Source organism: Halobacillus sp. ABA4_118 (genome assembly GCF_056160205.1).
On the sequence record NZ_JBSWWS010000001.1, the window covers coordinates 3,496,490 to 3,511,833 of the forward strand.

At 46.4% G+C, this 15,344-nt stretch carries 19 protein-coding genes; 3 read left to right on the plus strand and 16 right to left on the minus strand.

The genetic code is table 11. From position 1 onward, the window contains the following. Window positions 1–28: 28 nt before the first annotated feature. The 12 genes from ACXAGL_RS17880 to ACXAGL_RS17935 form a co-directional block, all read right to left on the minus strand. Entirely contained in the window at window positions 29–3,145 is a 3,117-nt protein-coding gene (locus ACXAGL_RS17880; RefSeq protein ID WP_474991994.1) for an AAA family ATPase, read from the minus strand. A 1-nt stretch (window position 3,146) separates the two neighbouring features. Then, the gene (locus tag ACXAGL_RS17885) at window positions 3,147–4,301 is read right to left on the minus strand and encodes an exonuclease SbcCD subunit D (RefSeq protein WP_474991996.1); all 1,155 of its coding nucleotides are present in this window, start codon (window positions 4,299–4,301) and stop codon (window positions 3,147–3,149) included. 9 nt (window positions 4,302–4,310) lie between these two features. Next, window positions 4,311–4,529: a YozE family protein gene (locus ACXAGL_RS17890; protein ID WP_474968641.1), complete on the minus strand. Its 219-nt coding sequence runs from the start codon at window positions 4,527–4,529 to the stop codon at window positions 4,311–4,313. Between the two features lie 110 nt (window positions 4,530–4,639). Further along, window positions 4,640–5,368, minus strand: a complete 729-nt coding sequence (gene tatC, locus ACXAGL_RS17895; RefSeq protein ID WP_474970393.1) for a twin-arginine translocase subunit TatC — start codon at window positions 5,366–5,368, stop codon at window positions 4,640–4,642. 110 nt (window positions 5,369–5,478) lie between these two features. Continuing rightward, the gene (gene tatA / locus ACXAGL_RS17900; RefSeq protein ID WP_027954362.1) at window positions 5,479–5,667 is read right to left on the minus strand and encodes a twin-arginine translocase TatA/TatE family subunit; all 189 of its coding nucleotides are present in this window, start codon (window positions 5,665–5,667) and stop codon (window positions 5,479–5,481) included. Between the two features lie 30 nt (window positions 5,668–5,697). Then, on the minus strand, window positions 5,698–5,874 hold the full coding sequence (locus ACXAGL_RS17905) for a twin-arginine translocase TatA/TatE family subunit (protein WP_084163020.1): 177 nt from the start codon (window positions 5,872–5,874) through the stop codon (window positions 5,698–5,700). An 89-nt stretch (window positions 5,875–5,963) separates the two neighbouring features. Beyond that, entirely contained in the window at window positions 5,964–6,578 is a 615-nt protein-coding gene (gene mobA / locus ACXAGL_RS17910) for a molybdenum cofactor guanylyltransferase (RefSeq protein ID WP_474971402.1), read from the minus strand. Next, entirely contained in the window at window positions 6,575–7,072 is a 498-nt protein-coding gene (locus ACXAGL_RS17915; protein WP_474968643.1) for a dihydrofolate reductase, read from the minus strand. The genes mobA and ACXAGL_RS17915 overlap by 4 nt, the downstream gene beginning before the upstream one ends. Before the next feature lie 22 nt (window positions 7,073–7,094). Next, the gene (locus ACXAGL_RS17920) at window positions 7,095–8,054 is read right to left on the minus strand and encodes a thymidylate synthase (protein WP_474991998.1); all 960 of its coding nucleotides are present in this window, start codon (window positions 8,052–8,054) and stop codon (window positions 7,095–7,097) included. Next, window positions 8,044–8,667 (minus strand): HD domain-containing protein, encoded by a 624-nt coding sequence (locus ACXAGL_RS17925; RefSeq protein ID WP_474992000.1) that lies wholly within the window; start codon window positions 8,665–8,667, stop codon window positions 8,044–8,046. The genes ACXAGL_RS17920 and ACXAGL_RS17925 overlap by 11 nt, the downstream gene beginning before the upstream one ends. An 8-nt stretch (window positions 8,668–8,675) precedes the next feature. Next, window positions 8,676–9,530 carry a DUF72 domain-containing protein gene (locus ACXAGL_RS17930; RefSeq protein WP_474968646.1) on the minus strand — a complete coding sequence of 285 codons (855 nt, stop codon included), beginning with the start codon at window positions 9,528–9,530 and terminating at the stop codon, window positions 8,676–8,678. Between the two features lie 50 nt (window positions 9,531–9,580). After that, the gene (locus ACXAGL_RS17935) at window positions 9,581–11,251 is read right to left on the minus strand and encodes a formate--tetrahydrofolate ligase (protein ID WP_474971398.1); all 1,671 of its coding nucleotides are present in this window, start codon (window positions 11,249–11,251) and stop codon (window positions 9,581–9,583) included. A gap of 329 nt (window positions 11,252–11,580) precedes the next feature. Between ACXAGL_RS17935 and ACXAGL_RS17940 the strand changes: the two genes are divergently transcribed. The 3 genes from ACXAGL_RS17940 (at window position 11,581) to ACXAGL_RS17950 (ending at window position 13,032) form a co-directional block, all read left to right on the plus strand. Next, a complete protein-coding gene (locus ACXAGL_RS17940) occupies window positions 11,581–11,781 on the plus strand; it encodes a cold-shock protein (protein ID WP_474968648.1) in 201 nt (66 codons plus the stop codon). Between the two features lie 151 nt (window positions 11,782–11,932). Then, entirely contained in the window at window positions 11,933–12,610 is a 678-nt protein-coding gene (locus ACXAGL_RS17945; RefSeq protein ID WP_474968649.1) for a queuosine precursor transporter, read from the plus strand. Window positions 12,611–12,621: 11 nt separating this feature from the next. Further along, window positions 12,622–13,032, plus strand: coding sequence for a ribonuclease HI family protein (locus ACXAGL_RS17950; RefSeq protein WP_474971397.1), 411 nt, complete (start codon window positions 12,622–12,624; stop codon window positions 13,030–13,032). Between the two features lie 11 nt (window positions 13,033–13,043). Here the strand turns inward: ACXAGL_RS17950 and ACXAGL_RS17955 are convergent, their stop codons facing one another. The 4 genes from ACXAGL_RS17955 to ACXAGL_RS17970 form a co-directional block, all read right to left on the minus strand. Then, on the minus strand, window positions 13,044–13,325 hold the full coding sequence (locus ACXAGL_RS17955; RefSeq protein ID WP_474968651.1) for a DUF6123 family protein: 282 nt from the start codon (window positions 13,323–13,325) through the stop codon (window positions 13,044–13,046). A gap of 172 nt (window positions 13,326–13,497) precedes the next feature. Continuing rightward, window positions 13,498–13,638 (minus strand): hypothetical protein, encoded by a 141-nt coding sequence (locus ACXAGL_RS17960; RefSeq protein WP_474992002.1) that lies wholly within the window; start codon window positions 13,636–13,638, stop codon window positions 13,498–13,500. 90 nt (window positions 13,639–13,728) lie between these two features. Continuing rightward, on the minus strand, window positions 13,729–14,238 hold the full coding sequence (locus ACXAGL_RS17965) for an isoprenylcysteine carboxyl methyltransferase family protein (protein WP_474992004.1): 510 nt from the start codon (window positions 14,236–14,238) through the stop codon (window positions 13,729–13,731). Beyond that, window positions 14,239–15,318 carry a type III polyketide synthase gene (locus ACXAGL_RS17970; RefSeq protein WP_474992006.1) on the minus strand — a complete coding sequence of 360 codons (1,080 nt, stop codon included), beginning with the start codon at window positions 15,316–15,318 and terminating at the stop codon, window positions 14,239–14,241. Between the last annotated feature and the right edge of the window lie 26 nt (window positions 15,319–15,344).

Sequence of the window (15,344 nt, forward strand, 5' to 3'; positions counted from 1 at the left end):
AAAAAGGAGCAACCCTGTTCTTTACCGGTTATTGAAAAATAAATTGAAGCGAAGACCCTTTAGGACCGGTATAAACTTGTAGTTTGGCCGGGATTTCCTCTTTCAGCTGGGACACGTGGGAAATAATTCCGAGCATGCGGTTTCCATCCTGAAGTGCCCGCAGACAACCGATGGCCTGCTCCAGTGATACTTCATCAAGGGTTCCGAACCCTTCATCGATAAATAAGGTATCAAGCTGAACCCCTCCCGCATGGGATTGGACAACATCAGCCATACCCAGGGCGAGACTGAGTGAGGTTTTAAAGCCTTCCCCGCCTGACAATGTCCGTACAGATCGCTGCTGTCCTGTATGATGATCGATCACTTCAAGATCCAGGCCGCTCTGCGCACCTCTTTTGGCAATTGCCCCGCTCCGGACCAGCTGATATCGGTGGTCCGTCATTTGATCAAGGCGGATATTCGCCTGGACTAGAATTTCATCAAGGAAAGAAGCCAGCACATAGCGTTCAAGCGAGAGCCTCATAGGGTTATCTCCAGCAGCAAGCTGGGCCAGTTCAGCCACATCATAATAATCAGCAGCCAGTGCTCCAACTTCCTCCACGAGACGTGTGATATTTTTTTCGACGTCCCTGTTCTGCTTCAACATTACCTGAATTTCATTTAAGTGCTCCTGCCTGGCGTCCCGGGCCGCCTTTTTCTCCTCCAATCCCTTATGGAGAGCATCCATATCAGGTTTTTCGGTTTCTTTCAGCTCACGGTTCAATACACCCAGCCGTTCTTCTACCATTCCTTTCCGCTTATCATGTTCAAGAATTCTTTTCTCCATAGCCTCCCGTTCAGAAGAAGGTTTAAGAGCCTCCCTGTACGCCTCTATAGAGGGGAAGGAAAATTGGTCAAGCGTTTGATTCATTCGTTTTTCCCGATCCTCCACAGCTGCTTTCATTTCCTCTACATACGCAAGGCCTTCCTCTACGGCAGTCTGGACCTGCTGCCGTTCTTCCCGTTTCTGCTGATAAACGGCCTGTGCTTTCTCCCAGCTTTGTTCTGCTGCAAGATATAAAGCTTCCTGATTCTCTGTTTCCTTTTTCAACGTTTCTGCATCGGTCGTTTCAAAGGCTCCATTCTTTTCCATCGCATGGATGTCAGCCTGAACATCAGCAGTCTTCTGGCGGGAAGACTGGAGAGCTTCCTGGAGATTCTCTGCCTCCCCGCGGAGCTGGACGATCGTACCCTCCAGCTCTTCCAACTGTTTGTTTTCCTTTTGGAGGCGTGCTCTCTTTTCTTGAAGACTTTGAAGTTCTTTATTGTAAGAGTCAAGATGCTCCCCGGCTGTGTCCACAGCTTTTTGAATCGATGCATCCGTCATGTCTGTCATATCGTCCTGCAGTTCCTGGTACAGACGGTCGGTCAGCTGCCGCTGGGTTTCGCCTGCTGATTTTACCTGGACAAATTCCTCTTGAAGCTTGGAGAGCTCCTCGTCGTGTTTTTCATAGACTTCTTTAAGCTGCTGGATCTCCGCTGCACTTTTAACAGCTGTCGGTTGCCGGGCAGGTTGAGGATGGTGGTTCGAACCACATACCGGACAGGGCGTGTTCTCCACGAGGTTCATGGAAAGTGTATAGGCATGGTGCCCCTGCACCTCTTCAAGAGCAGATTCATAGGCCTCCTTGGATTTCTGCTGGTCTTTCTTGGCTGAGTCAAAGCGGACCATGAACGATTGATAGGTTTTCCGGAGATTCTTCAACTGCTCCCATTCCCGGCTCAATTGCTGGAGCTTCTGCTTTTTATTACCCATGTTTTCCTGCTTCTGCTTTAATGTGTATTCTTCTTCAGCGAGAGAAGGATCTTCTTTAACGCTTTCCTTCAGCTTCTCAACTGTTTGAGATGCGTCCAGCAGCTTTTTTCGATTGGTTTCGAAAGCTTCCTGATCTCGGCGGAAATTTCCCTTATGCTGCTTGAGCACCTCCACCAGCGAAAGGTATTCCTTCAGCAGTTGTTCTTCTTCCTGCTTCTTTTTCCATTTATTTTTCAACGTTTCGCGATGCGGGGCGTTCTGTTCCTCTGTACGGTATTTTTCTTCAGCTTCCTGATACTCCTTTAACAGGGAAGCTCTTCGCTCTTCTTTCTGTTGGAGGCTCGTCTGCCACTTTTCCAGTTCAGCTTTACGATTTTTATAATCCTTTTCATAAGGAAGGACCTCCGCAGCCTTTGCCGCCCACTGTTTTTCCTCCTGCAGCCGATTCACTTCAGGCTGCCGGTCTTGAAGCTTCTGCTGTTCACGGACCAGATGCTCTTTTTCCTGAAAAAGTTCTGTCACCCGCTGCTGTTGATAGACATGTTCCTGGAAAGCGTCTGTCTCCTTTTTGATTTCCTGCAGCTTCTCCTGCTTTTCATGATAATGATTTTCCTGGTCGATAATCCGCTGTTGCAGACGTTCTCTCACTTTTGAAAGCTCCTGGATTTCTTCTTCTTCCTGCTGATCCGGGTGCCAGTGAATTTTCTCTTTCTCTTGTTCGATTCTCCATTCAAACTGCTTCATCTCATCTTCAAGTTTTTTTGCTTCAGCCTTGAAATGAGAGGTCAATGCGTCAAAAAATTCAGTTTTAAATATGCGTTGGAGAATTTCTTCTCTTTCTTTACTATTTTCTGAAATCAGTTTCCTGAATTCTCCCTGCGGAATCATGATCATTTTTCGGAACTGCTCATAGTCCAGCCCCATCAATTCCTCGATGGTATCGTTCACTTCCTTGATCTTTGAAGCAAGCAGCCGCTCCTCATCATCCATGATCTGATACAGCTCTGCCCGGGCCGGCTCTTCTTTATATCCTTCGCCGCGTTCCTTTTTCTTCTGCTGTTTCGGAAGACGCTTGATGCGGTAGGTTCTGCCTCTCAATTCGAATAGATAATCCACATAAGTGAGGTCCTCGGGAGAAGCAAAATGACTTCTTAAGGTATCCTGATCGCGGTCACTCCCGCTGGCCCGCCCGTACAGGGCAAAACACATCGCATCAAAAATCGTCGTCTTGCCGGCTCCGGTCGGTCCTGTAATTAAAAAGATCGATTCGCTGCCAAGGGTCGTAAAGTCGACCGTCTGCTTATCTCTATATGGTCCGAAAGCATTCATCGTTATCGTTATGGCTCTCATATTACTGCTCCCTTTCCTTTTTCTTTAACGCATGAACGGCCTGTTCAATCATGTCCTTCCGCTTTCCAGGCAGGGGATCTCCTTTAATATCTTCATAGAAAGAGGCGAAAAGTTCCGAGTGAGAGAGAGTCTGTCTTTTCTTCACATGCTCCAGATCGTCCATTTCAGGGTTGGACATCGATCTTTTTCTTTCTAAATGAAGGATGTTCGGATAAACTTGACGGAGTTTTCCCATCGGATCAAGCAGTTGTCCGTCATCCAATAGACGAACATGCAGATAGTCCTCTTGATTGGACACTGCATCACCCGAAAGAAGATCTTCAAAATACCCTTCAATCACTTTGAAATCGCGCAGCGGATGTAAAGGGATTTTCTCTATCTCACACGTGCCGTCCTCATCCATATGGACAAAGGTTACGGATTTATTGTGACTGGCTTCCGAAAATGAGTATTTCAGCAGCGAGCCGCTGTAGCGGATATAATCCCGGGTCACACGCTGGGGTTGATGCAGATGACCGAGTGCCGTATACGCAAAATCCGTAAACAAGGAGGCATCCACATAAGGGCTGCCCCCGATCATTGAAAGCCGTTCTTCTGATTCGGATTCCATCCCTCCGGCGAGGAACGAATGACCGATCCAGACATGTCTCTCCGCTGAATTAAAGCGCTGTTCGATATCGTTGATAATTTTTTCTGCTGCCTGGTGATGGGATTTTATCGAGTCATCATCAAAGACCTTTGCTGCTTCTGCCGGCTCTAAGTAAGGGATTAAATGAAAATGGACAGGCCCGTGATCGTCATATAACGTGACAGGCTTCCGATCTTTCTTTAATTTAGAATCTAAGAACAATCCCTGCCTGCGGAACATTTCGCTTCCGAACTGTAAACGATCTGGACTGTCGTGGTTGCCTGAAATCGCAAGAACAGGGATCTGCAGTTCATTGACCAACGTCGTCAGTGTATCGTTCAACAGCTCCACAGCCTCTTTAGGAGGTATGGAACGATCGTATAAATCGCCTGCGATAATAATACAATCCGGCTCTTTTTCTTTGACTATATCAATGAACCGCTCAAGCATATAACGTTGATCATCCGTCATATGTACATAGTTGACGATTTTTCCTAAATGCCAGTCGGCGGTGTGAAGGAACTTCATTGGATCACCTCATTCTTCTACTTTTTCATATTCATCATAAAGCCGGTCAAAAAGGCTGAGAGCCCCTGCAAAAGGAGCATTCCACTCCAAATAGCGGCTGATTTCATCATAGGAGACCGACTGTTTGGGAAAGCTGTGATCTTTGAACATCCACTCAGCCAGCTGCTTCTCCTCATCCATTTTTTTGTTTCCGCGGTAACGCATCATATAATGATAAAAAGATTTCATACAAATCCTCCTGTCTCTCTTTCTATAGTTTTATCACGAATAAAAGAAGCCGGCAAAAAATTCAAGCCGGTCTTCCTTGAAGAAAAAAGATCCCCGGCCGGGGATCTTTCCTATTCTTCGATATCCGATTCCATAAATTCTCTGTGCTTTTCAAGCTTTTTCCGATAAACCATCCGCGATAAAACGATACTGATTTCATATAAAATAATTAAAGGCACGGCCACGACCAGCTGCAGAATGAAATCCGGCGGAGATATAATCGTGCCGATAATGACCAGCACAAAGTAGGCATACTTTCTGATCTTCACGAGTAGGACAGGGTTAACAATACCCAGGCTGGTTAAGAACATGACGATGACCGGAATTTCAAATAACACCGCAAATGGAATCGTCACCCGGAATAAAAATCGGAAATATCGTTCCACTGTATAAATCTCATTGAACATCCCATTGTTCAGCGACAGCAGAAATGGAAGGATCAACTCTACGAAAACGAGATACCCGAACGTCAGCCCTCCCAGAAACAAGATGAAGATGGCTGGTATGTAGGAAAGAGATGCCTTCCGTTCCTTAGGGGTCAACGCAGGTTTAATAAACAGCCACAGCTGCAGAGACAGAACAGGAAGAGTTCCGACAACGGCAACCAGTGTGGCAAATGTAAAGATGATCCAGATGATTTCACCTGGACTGGTCATGTTCAGTTCAAAGGGTAGATCTTTGATGAAGAAGTATTGAATTTGATCTACGTAGAAGAAGCCGGCAATAAAAAAGGCGGCAAAAAAGACGAGCGTCCAGATTACGCGTTTCCGTAATTCACTTAAATGGTCGGTTATGTTCATTTCGATATCTTGAGATATATTTTCGTCGGACAAATCATTCACCTCCAGGCTTCCTCCAGCCTGACAAAAAGGAAGATGCAAGGGGAAACCCTTACATCTCCCTTATTCATTTAGTCTGTCTTTTTCTTTTCAGTTTTCCCATTGTCCTCATCGGACATGATATCGCCGGTCGCTTTTTTGAATTCCTTCAGAGAGCTTCCAAAGGCCTTGCCGATTTCAGGAAGCTTGGAAGGGCCGAAGACGACCAGAGCGATGATCAAAATCAGAATCAGCCCGGGTACTCCAATACTTGATAACATGGAAATCACTCCGTTTATGCAGGGTGGTGGTTATTTTTCGGTCTTCTTTTCCTCTGAATCACTAGTCAGATCGCGGGCCGAATTCTTGAATTCCTTTAATGTCTCTCCGGCAGCCTTTCCGATTTCAGGAAGTTTCTTTGGACCAAATATCACCAAAGCAATCGTCAGAATTAAGATCAACCCCGGAATACCAATACTTGAGAGCATATCCTCACCGCCTTTTTCTCAAAACGACTAGTCCTTGACCCGGAACCGTCGTTGATGCTTGGAAAAATTCTCTTGATAGCCTTATCATATCATTCATGACGGGGGTTTGTCTCTATCCCTTCGTCTTTTTTCAACCATTCCTCCGCCTTTCTATAATCGGACGGTGTATTCATGTTGAAGAAATGCTTGTCCAGGACATTTAGAGGGATGGGAGAAAAATCGTTGATGTCCTTCGTTCGGATCCCGGCCAGGAATTCTCCTACTTTTCTTCCACCCTGCTGTATGAATGTGTCCAGGGTATGTACCGTCCGTTTGTGATACAAACCGGATAATGGATGTCTGCGGCCGTTATGGCAGGGAATCACCGCGTCCGTTTGGGAATCCGCATACGTGAGCAGATGGCGGTAAACCTCCGCGGAAAGAAAGGGCGTATCACAGGCCGTAACGGCTATCCACTCCGCTTCCGCATGGTTCATGACAGCATGGATACCCCCGAGCGGCCCCGTCTGCTCAAAATGTTCCGGAACTGTCGGATAGACCGGGTGTGCATCGTGTTGATTAATGATCAAATGCGGCGTCAATACAGCAAGGCGGGACAAAATTCTTTCCAGCACCGATGTGGGGCCGAGCCGCAAAGAACTTTTATCCATACCCATCCTCGTCGACCCCCCTTCATTCAGAACAGCTCCGCATACGGGCTTCATGAAATCCGCTTCCGGTCGTAGGTTCGGAAGTAATAGTCATAAGGGTTTTTCTCGTCCTTCATGCCTTTCGTTTCGGAGGATAACGTCCACTGATCATAATTGAATGGCGGGAAATAGGTGTCGCCTTCGAATTCAGCGTCAATATAAGTGAGATACATACGGTCGGCATAAGGAAGCATTTTCTCGAATAATACACTGCCTCCGATGACGAACCATTCCTTATCGGGCTGCTCCTGCTCCAGTTTCAGAATCTCATCCGTGGAGTGTATGACGGTACAGCCTTCCCTGTCATAGGATTCGTTTGATGTCAAAACAATATGCTTTCGTTCAGGAAGCGGACGGCCGAAGGATTCGAAGGTTTTTCTTCCCATGATGATGGTTTTCCCCCAAGTCATATCCTTAAAGAATTTAAAATCGTTGGGGATATGCCAGGGAAGGTCGTTATCTTTTCCGATTAGTTGATGACGATCCATCGCAAAAATAAATGAAATCACAGTCTCACAGCCTTTCTATGGTTTACACCGCTACCGGTGCTTTTATTCCCGGATGAGGGTCATAGTCTTCGATTGTAATATCCTTCATCTCAAAGTCGAAAAGACTTGAGATTTCACTGTTCAGGTGAAGCTTCGGCAGCCTTCGGGGTTCTCTGCTGAGCTGTCGTTGAATCTGGTCTATGTGATTGGTGTAAATATGGGCATCTCCAAGCGTATGAATGAACTCTCCGACCTCGAGGCCGCATTCGTGGGCGATTAAGTGTGTCAAGAGGGCGTAACTGGCGATGTTAAAAGGCACACCCAGGAAGATATCGCCGCTCCGCTGATAAAGCTGGCAGGAAAGCTTACCATCCGCTACGTAAAATTGGAACATGGCATGACACGGGGGCAGTGCCATATTGGAAGGAACGTCCTCCGGGTTCCATGCCGTTACGATATGGCGACGGGAATCAGGATTGGATTTGATGCTTTCCACCACATTTTTCAATTGATCGATGCTGCCGCCCCTGCTCGTCTTCCATTCCCTCCACTGCTTTCCATAAACAGAACCAAGCTCACCGTAGGTATCAGCGAACGTATCATCGGTAAGGATTTTCTCCTTAAAACGATTCATCTGATCTTCATAAACCTTTTGGAATTCCGGATCCTGCTGACTCCTGCGGCCGAAGTCCGTCATATCCGGCCCGTGGTAGTCCTCACTTTCCACCCAGGTTTTGAACGCCCATTCATTCCAAATATTGTTATTGTGCTGCAGAAGATATTTAATATTTGTATCTCCTTTAATAAACCAGAGCAGCTCACTCGCAATCAGACGGAAAGGCACCCGTTTGGTCGTTAAAAGAGGGAAACCTTCTTCTAAATCAAAGCGCATCTGATGGCCGAACACAGAATATGTACCTGTCCCTGTCCTGTCGGATTTTTCACTGCCTTCTTCCAATACGAGCCGGCACAAATCAAGATAGGCCTGTTCGTTATTTGTCATGATGATGAACCTCCTCATTGGTGATGAAAATATCATTTTGCATTTCTTCAAGGAATTGTACCATAAATGAATGGCGCCTGGAGGCCTCATTTCTGCCTGTTTCCGTATTCATTAGAGAGACCAGTTTCAGTAACTTTTCCTCAAAATGACTGAACGAATCGCGGGATCCATCTTCTGAATACAACGGCTGTCCATGTGCTCCACCATAAGCAAACGTGCGTGCGATACCAATGGCACCTATCGCATCCAGCCGGTCAGCATCCTGGACGATTTTTCCTGTCCACGTTTGAGGGATACGTCCTTTTGAAAACGACACATCACGGATTGATGCATCCAGTTCTTCTACCTCGCTGTGGGTCAGGGACAGGGAAAGAAGAAACGAATCTCTTTCTTTCAACGCCTGTTCAGGATGTTTTGTCAGCTTCCGGTCTCCAATATCGTGGAGCCAGCCGGCCGCTTCACACATAAAGGGGTCCCCCTTCTCCTTCCTGGCAATCGCAGCCGACCAGAAGGCGACCCGTTTCATATGCTCGTAATCATGGCCGGTCGCATCCCCTGAAAACTGCGAGGCCGTATAGGTCCGGATTCTTTCCAACATCTCTGTCTTCTTCATAGAACCTCCTAAAAATTGAATAAATCCATCTGTCTTGGATTTAAATCGTTGTAATGGATGTTCAGCATTTCCTGAAACTGTTTGGCATTGTCTGCGGCATCCCCGCCGGAATTATTGTTGAATAGGAGCGTAACCTCAGGGGTCTCCTGTTCGAGCTCCCGGGCCCGCTCCGCCCATTCGGCAAGCTCATCATGGCTGTACCGGTAAAGAAAACGGACTTTACGCCAGTCTTTCCGGCCATTTTTGTTCCATCCGTGTGTATTCCGTCCATGAAAACGCACGAGCGTCTTATTGGGATGGGTCGGCACAAGAATACGGGGAACGGACCCTTCTCCTGCCTGTGGTTCATCACAGATGCTGTGAATCCACTGCTGGTCCTTCATAAAGGAAAGCGTCTGTTCTCTGTACTCCTCCTGAAACCACGTTCGGTTCCGGAATTCAAGAGCGATCGGATACGGCTCCAGCCACTCCCGTATATACCTCAATTTGCGGATGTGCTCTTTTCTTACATCAAACCACGGAGGGAATTGAAACAGCAGGGCGTTTACTTTTCCAGCTTCCCATACCGGCTGGACCGACTCCTCATAACGGAGCATAAGATCTCTCGCTTCCTGAACGGACCTGGATTCCCTGTCATGTCCTGTCAGCTGGTTGAATGCTTTAATAACAAAAGAGAATGAGTCCGGAGTCTCTTTCAGCCACTTTTCGTAGCGGGACAGCGGCTGGATCGCATAAAAAGCTGTATCCACTTCCACTACAGGGAAATGAGAAGCATATTCGGAGAGCTTGTTTTCTGAACGCGTTTTCTCCGAATAGAGAGAGGCGTGATCGCCCCACCCGGTAAGTCCAATATTGATCGTCATCGATGTCCCTCCTCTTTGTATAACAGCGTCCACAGGAAGATGATCAAAGATTAAAACAATCCTTTTACAACTCCGGACGCATCAACATCCATCTGGAGAGCTGCCGGATTTTTAGGCAGCCCCGGCATCGTCATGACATCTCCCGTCAAAGCTACCAGGAATCCAGCACCGATGGAAGGATATAGGTCTCTCACAGTAATCGTGAAATTTTCCGGACGTCCAAGCTTCGATGGATCATCGGAAAGAGAGTACTGGGTTTTGGCCATACAAATCGGCAGATGGTTGAAGCCCAGGTTGGTCATCTGGCGTATTTGTTTTTCAGCTTTGGATGAGAATTCAACGCCCGAGGCTCCATAAATCCTGCGGGCAATTTTTTCTATTTTCTGCTCTATGGCATCTTCGAGCTCATACGTGTAGGCAAGCGGCTGATGTTTTTGGTCTGCCGCAGCTATGACTTTTTCAGCAAGATCCAATCCACCGCTGCCGCCTTTCTCATGGACCTGGACAAGAGAAACGGACGCACCCTCCTGCCTACACCACGCTGTCAAAGCATCGATCTCTGCTTTAGTATCTGTCGGAAACTCATTGACAGCAATCACATAAGGGACTTGGAACTGCTCTATCGTTTCCATATGTTTTTTCAAATTGGCAGCCCCTTCCATTAAGGCGGCTGTATTTTCGTTGTGAAGCTCTTTTTTGTCCACTCCTCCATGCATCTTCAAGGCACGGATCGTTGCCACAATCACAACGGCATCAGGTTCAAATCCGCCTGCACGTGTTTTGATATCAAGGAATTTCTCTGCACCCAGGTCTGCTCCAAACCCGGCTTCTGTTACGGCGTAATCGCCGAGTTTCGCAGCCATCTTCGTAGCCTTGACACTGTTGCATCCGTGCGCAATATTGGCAAACGGCCCCCCGTGTATGATTGCCGGAGTATTCTCCAAAGTCTGAACCAGATTGGGTTTAGCAGCATCCTTCAATAGGAGAGTAAGAGCGCCTTCATAACCGAGTTCCTGAACGGTTACAGGTTTTCTGTCATACGTATACCCGATGACCATGCGGGCCAGGCGTTCTTTTAAATCCTGAAGATCTGAAGCCAGACAAAGAACAGCCATAATCTCAGAGGCGACGGAAATCATAAACCCATCTTCCCGCGGTACACCTTTGACAGGCCCTCCCAGTCCTACGACGACTTCTCTTAAGGCCCGGTCGTTCAAATCCACCACCCGCTTCCATGAAACACGACGAGGGTCGATATTCAGCTCGTTCCCCTGGTGTATGTGATTATCTATAAAAGCCGAGAGGGCATTATTCGCAGAAGTAATCGCATGAATATCTCCTGTAAAGTGCAGGTTGATTTCCTCCATAGGGACCACTTGGGAATACCCACCACCGGCGGCTCCACCTTTCAATCCCATTGTCGGCCCAAGGGAAGGTTCCCTCAAGGCGATGACCGCCTTTTTGTTCAGCTTGTTCAAAGCCTGCCCAAGCCCCACAGTAACCGTGGACTTCCCTTCACCGGCAGGCGTCGGATTAATGGAGGTTGTGAGGATGATTTTTCCGGATGACCGGCCTTCCAGCTTTTGTTCAAGTTTGTCAGAAAGCTTTGCCTTGTAATGTCCGTAAGGTTCCCAGTCCTCTTCAGAGAGATTCAATCCGGCTGCTATGTCCTTGATAGGTTTCATTTGTGCTTCAAGGGCTATATCAATGTCTTTCTTCATATGTATCATCCTTTCTATTTTCCACCTCTATTGTACCTTACACCGCTTGATAGTTATAGTCATCCACTCTTGCGGACCCTCCCAACGTGTATCCGTTTCCTTATCTTGATTTAAAAGGTTTTTTGAAGAAAAAAGTATAGTCTGAATGTTGACGCTTTTTTTCTCATAAGATATATTTGTAGTAAGCAAATATCACGATCGGAAAGATAAATGACTGGTAAAGCCCATAGGAGTGACCGGAATTTATGTTCCGCACTTGTATGGTTTTTTTATTTCGGTCTGTATTTGTAATTCCCACGTTTGACGTGCAAGATTTAGGAGGAAACAACATGCAGAATGGTACAGTAAAATGGTTTAACGCTGAAAAAGGATACGGCTTCATCCAGGTAGAGGGCGGCAACGATGTATTCGTTCACTTCTCTGCGATTCAGGAGGAAGGTTTCAAATCCCTTGAAGAGGGACAGGCCGTAACATTTGAAATCGTTGAAGGCGACCGTGGTCCACAGGCGGCCAACGTTGTAAAAGCATAAATCTCCAAAAAAAGCAGTCTCTTTTGAGATTGCTTTTTTTCATTTGCCGTTATCCTTGCATTCCTGCCTGTTCCGTCGTATAATTTAGCGCTGTTGTACGCATACGCGGTTCGGGAACTCCCGCGTTACCAAAACTAGGAGGAATAACAGCATGAATAACGAAATGATATGGCTGATTTTTGCAATCATAAACTTCATACTTCTGCTTGGTGTGTACCGGATATTCGGTAGAACCGGCTTGTTTGTCTGGATCGGTATGGCTACAGTGGTGGCCAACATCCAGGTCGTGAAAACCATTGAGTTGTTCGGTCTACAGGCGACACTTGGAAACATCGTCTATGGAACAGCCTTTTTAGCTACAGACATATTAAATGAAAAATACGGAAAGAAAGAAGCTGGAAAAGCGGTTTGGCTCGGATTCAGTTCTCTGCTTGCCATGACTATCCTTATGCAGGGGGCTCTCCTGTTCACGCCAGGATCCAATGATATCGCCCACCCCGCACTGGAAACATTGTTCGGTATTGTTCCGAGAGTAGCAGCCGGAAGCCTGGCCGCCTATCTGGTGAGTCAATATTTTGATGTGTGGCTCTACGCCCGGCTGAAGAAACGGTTTGCAGATGATAAATTTTTATGGATCCGCAACAACGGAAGCACCATGATCAGCCAGCTTCTGGACACAGCGGTTTTCTGCTTCATCGCCTTTTACGGCGTTTATCCATTTGACATATGGCTGGAAATATTCCTGACAACCTACATCATTAAATTTATAGTATCCGCTTTGGATACCCCATTCTTTTATATAGCAAAAAAATTTCCACGCTCTGAGTGAGGAGGGCCTTCATGATTGAAATATACACCGATGCTGCCTGCAGCGGCGATCCGGGTCTGAGCGCCGCAGGGATTGTGATCAAAACCAACAATCAAACCGAAGAACACCAGTGCTTTCTTGGGACATGGACCAATCATGAAGCGGAATTCCTTGCGGTCAGCCGCGCTCTGGAATTGTGCCGGTCGTATTACCCGGGTGAGATCATTTCCATCCGGTCTGATTCAAAAATCGCTGTCGATACACTGGATCGGAAATATACGAAAAACAAAAAGTTCCTTCCTTTATTCGAGCACATTCAGGAGCTGGAACAGTCCTTTTCCTTTGTATTTTATAAATGGATCCCAGATAAACAAAACCGGCATGCAGACAAGCTCGCCCGCGAATGCCTGTTGAAACACGCACAAAACCCAGATCAATCCTGATCTGGGTTTTGTTATGACTTCTTTAAAGCCAGCTTCTGCTCCACCACTTCATAGGCCCGGCGCTTGTTTGTAATCGATGCGTCTGCAATAAGTTCCAGCACACTGATAAAGAAGCTGGCGTCAAAGGACTGCTGTGCTTTCAGTGTCGTCCGGACGGCAATAATGGTTTTCCACTCAGCTGCATTCGTCGAATTTTTACCAAAGTAAATAAACTGTACATCCTCATCACTCAGTTTAAAGCCTCTGCTCCATAGATCCTCAAGAAAATAAGCCAAGTCATGTTTTCGATTCATAGGACGCTCCTTCGTGCATAGATCGTTGAAACCTTCACGTTCGCGAAAGAGTGCAAAGCCACTCTTTCTGTCCGTCCCCATTATAGCATCTTTATTCGACAAATTTCTTCTCTCTCTGCTTCTTTTTCAAAAATAAAGCCAGGTCCCAGGGCCTGGCGGAGATGGATGTTTCCTATTTTTTTCTCGTTTCCTCGAGGGATGCACGTTTTTGTAATTTCAATCGGTCGATGGCAGGAGCAGCCCCGACATGAGCTGTTATATAGATCATAAGCACACTGTACACCATCATCACAGCAAGAAGAAGCAGAACCATCATCTGCACACCTTTCTAATTGAAAATGATTTTCATTTCTATTTAGAAATTATAGCAGAGCTTCGGCAGGTCCGCAACGGAAAATCCCTCCTATACCCGCTCCTTCAGCGCTTTTTCTTCTTCCGGGATCCGGACCGTTAAAACCATGAGATGAAGAAAAGGAAAAACAAGGGCAGTCGCATAAGCATGAAACAATACAGGAATCACCAGCAGCTCAAAAAATACAATCACATAATTAGGATGCTTCATATATTTATATAATCCACGGCTGATTGGTTTTTCCTCAGGAAGAACGAGAATCCTTGTGTTCCATCTTTTCCCAAGCGTAGAAATGCACCATATTCTCATCCCTTGGAGAACTATAAAAAGAAAAACGGCGGGATAGAAGATTGGTTGAAACACAAAAGTAGTAAACGTGTATTCTGCTATGATGGACAGAAAAAACAGGGCATGCAGAAGGATGAACAGATAATAATGATTACTTCCCCATTCTTTCGCACCTTGAGAAAGCATCCATTTCCGATTTCTTGCTGCCATAATAAGTTCACCCAAGCGCTGAAAAATAATCAGCGAAAAGATCAGCCACAACAGCATCTCCATCTATACCCACTCCAAACTGATAATTTCTGAACTAAAGCCAGGCCCGAGAGATGTCATCAACGAACGCGTGCCCGTTTCAGGCCGCTGATCCATGATATGCTCCAAGACAAAATGGACGGTTGGTGAAGACATGTTTCCATGCTGCGCCAATACGTTTTTGGAGGAAATCAGCACAGAATCCTCCAGATGGAGAACTTCCTTATACGCCTCCAGTACTTTCTTCCCTCCGGGGTGCGCGACGATAAATGGAAGCCCGTTGACATCCCATTGGTGTTCATTTAATACTTCACGTACATGGACACTCCAGAAATCCTTCACTAACCGTGGAATACTTTTTTTGAATATCACTTCAAAGCCATTGTCCACAACACGCCATCCCATTACATCTTCACTATTCCGTTTTGTTTTGGAGCTGGCACTAATTATCGAAGGAACCGCTTCTTGAACCTGATTGTTCATTTTCCATGTATCACCTGAAACAAGCACGGCAGAAGCACCGTCTCCGAATAATGCTGTTCCTACAAAGTTGCTTGTTGTTGCATCATCCAATTGAAATGTCAAACTGCAGAGCTCCACACAAACCACCAGCACGCAGCTATCCGGATGTCCCAGCAGCCATTCATAAGCTTTTGCTACTCCACTCGTTCCACCTGCACAGCCAAGACCAAAAAGCGGGGTTCGTTTCACACTTTCTTTAAGATGCAGTTCATTCATTATGTAGGCATCGAGGGTTGGAGTGGCAATTCCTGTTGATGAGACAAAAATGACGTGATCGATGGTTCCATAGTCAAAATCTCCTCCAAACACCTTTCCTACACAATTTTTCACTGCTTTTAAACTGTACTGGAGAGCTTTATCGACGTACAAGTCATTTCTTTCCTTTAATCCGTGCTGTTTTTTATACCAATCCAATGGCTGCGCAAACTGTCGTTCATGTACTTCCGCATGTTCAAAGATGGGAAGCAGTCGTTTCATTTCGTGAGGTTTCATGGGAAACAGTTCTTTTACGAGATGCTGGACATCTGTTTGAGGACAGGGATATTCCGCACGGGCCGTTCCTGCAGCAATAATGTAAGGCATTGTCATCCTCCTTTTTCTTACTATGT

Excerpts from the sequence above, each read along its gene's own strand:
- ACXAGL_RS17950 (WP_474971397.1), top strand. The coding sequence starts at position 12,622 with ATGATTGAAATATACACCGATGCTGCCTGCAGCGGCGATCCGGGTCTG.
- ACXAGL_RS17960 (WP_474992002.1), bottom strand. The coding sequence starts at position 13,638 with ATGGTTCTGCTTCTTCTTGCTGTGATGATGGTGTACAGTGTGCTTATG.
- ACXAGL_RS17935 (WP_474971398.1), bottom strand. The coding sequence starts at position 11,251 with ATGAAGAAAGACATTGATATAGCCCTTGAAGCACAAATGAAACCTATC.
- ACXAGL_RS17970 (WP_474992006.1), bottom strand. The coding sequence starts at position 15,318 with ATGCCTTACATTATTGCTGCAGGAACGGCCCGTGCGGAATATCCCTGT.
- ACXAGL_RS17925 (WP_474992000.1), bottom strand. The coding sequence starts at position 8,667 with ATGAAGAAGACAGAGATGTTGGAAAGAATCCGGACCTATACGGCCTCG.
- ACXAGL_RS17955 (WP_474968651.1), bottom strand. The coding sequence starts at position 13,325 with ATGAATCGAAAACATGACTTGGCTTATTTTCTTGAGGATCTATGGAGC.
- ACXAGL_RS17880 (WP_474991994.1), bottom strand. The coding sequence starts at position 3,145 with ATGAGAGCCATAACGATAACGATGAATGCTTTCGGACCATATAGAGAT.
- ACXAGL_RS17940 (WP_474968648.1), top strand. The coding sequence starts at position 11,581 with ATGCAGAATGGTACAGTAAAATGGTTTAACGCTGAAAAAGGATACGGC.
- ACXAGL_RS17890 (WP_474968641.1), bottom strand. The coding sequence starts at position 4,529 with ATGAAATCTTTTTATCATTATATGATGCGTTACCGCGGAAACAAAAAA.
- mobA (WP_474971402.1), bottom strand. The coding sequence starts at position 6,578 with ATGAAGCCCGTATGCGGAGCTGTTCTGAATGAAGGGGGGTCGACGAGG.
- ACXAGL_RS17930 (WP_474968646.1), bottom strand. The coding sequence starts at position 9,530 with ATGACGATCAATATTGGACTTACCGGGTGGGGCGATCACGCCTCTCTC.
- tatC (WP_474970393.1), bottom strand. The coding sequence starts at position 5,368 with ATGAACATAACCGACCATTTAAGTGAATTACGGAAACGCGTAATCTGG.
- ACXAGL_RS17905 (WP_084163020.1), bottom strand. The coding sequence starts at position 5,874 with ATGCTCTCAAGTATTGGTATTCCGGGGTTGATCTTAATTCTGACGATT.
- tatA (WP_027954362.1), bottom strand. The coding sequence starts at position 5,667 with ATGTTATCAAGTATTGGAGTACCCGGGCTGATTCTGATTTTGATCATC.
- ACXAGL_RS17885 (WP_474991996.1), bottom strand. The coding sequence starts at position 4,301 with ATGAAGTTCCTTCACACCGCCGACTGGCATTTAGGAAAAATCGTCAAC.
- ACXAGL_RS17920 (WP_474991998.1), bottom strand. The coding sequence starts at position 8,054 with ATGACAAATAACGAACAGGCCTATCTTGATTTGTGCCGGCTCGTATTG.
- ACXAGL_RS17965 (WP_474992004.1), bottom strand. The coding sequence starts at position 14,238 with ATGGAGATGCTGTTGTGGCTGATCTTTTCGCTGATTATTTTTCAGCGC.
- ACXAGL_RS17945 (WP_474968649.1), top strand. The coding sequence starts at position 11,933 with ATGAATAACGAAATGATATGGCTGATTTTTGCAATCATAAACTTCATA.